This window comes from Bartonella sp. AA83SXKL (genome assembly GCF_042196965.1).
Classification (GTDB): domain Bacteria; phylum Pseudomonadota; class Alphaproteobacteria; order Rhizobiales; family Rhizobiaceae; genus Bartonella.
Genome location: NZ_JBHIRG010000180.1, coordinates 1 through 724 on the forward strand (window position 1 = coordinate 1; position 724 = coordinate 724).

The 724-nt window shown below is 36.7% G+C and carries 1 protein-coding gene and 1 pseudogene; both read right to left on the minus strand.

Annotated elements, in window-relative coordinates; genetic code table 11:
- Window positions 1-188, minus strand: a pseudogene (locus ACFINO_RS10455) (hypothetical protein); the annotation flags it as partial.
- Between the two features lie 3 nt (window positions 189-191).
- Window positions 192-518: a YqjD family protein gene (locus ACFINO_RS10460; RefSeq protein ID WP_375655774.1), complete on the minus strand. Its 327-nt coding sequence runs from the start codon at window positions 516-518 to the stop codon at window positions 192-194.
- Window positions 519-724: the final 206 nt, after the last annotated feature.

A 724-nucleotide genomic window follows, 5' to 3' on the forward strand; every position in this document is an offset into this window, starting at 1 on the left:
GCTGCTGTAAGAGGTTTTATTACTGAAGATAATGCAATAAAACCAATGACAGATAAAAAGATCAAAGACATAAACAAGGAAATGCCAATAATTCCAAAGAAAATTGCTTGGAGCCGGACTTGCTTGACAGTGCTTTTCAGCTCCCCACCGACAAGATGGTTTAAAAGAGGCGCGATAAACATAAGCATGCCTTAACGACGCAATAAGTGTGCTAGAATAAAACCAATCCCTGCTGCAAACAGAACACTTTTGCCAGGATTGTCTCGAACGCATTGGTTCATAGTGTGTTCAAGGTCACCAATTTTGTCTTTTGCTTGAGACAGAATGTCTTCACTATTTTCCTTGGCAGAATTATACAGTTTTCCTGCCTTATATTTTATGCTATTCAATTTGCTCGAACCAAGAGCTGTCAATGTCGAGGTTATACCAGAAATTTCAGTGCGTAGATTTTCTAATTGTGTTTGAAGATCTTTTTCTGCTGCTGTTTTATTATGCTCTGTTGTTTTGTTATTTGCCATGATGCTTTTTCCCTCTCTTGACTCATTTTTACGCATTATCATTATCATTCTTGTGTGTTCGTAGTGATCATTTGCTTTGGAGTAAAAATTTTCACTGCTTGGATAACGTTAAACAATTTTCTTAGTTCCATCCCTTTGTGCGATTTTAAACTGTTTTTGATAAACTCAATCTTGCTTGTTTGATCCATGTTGCATGGGAAAGGTAT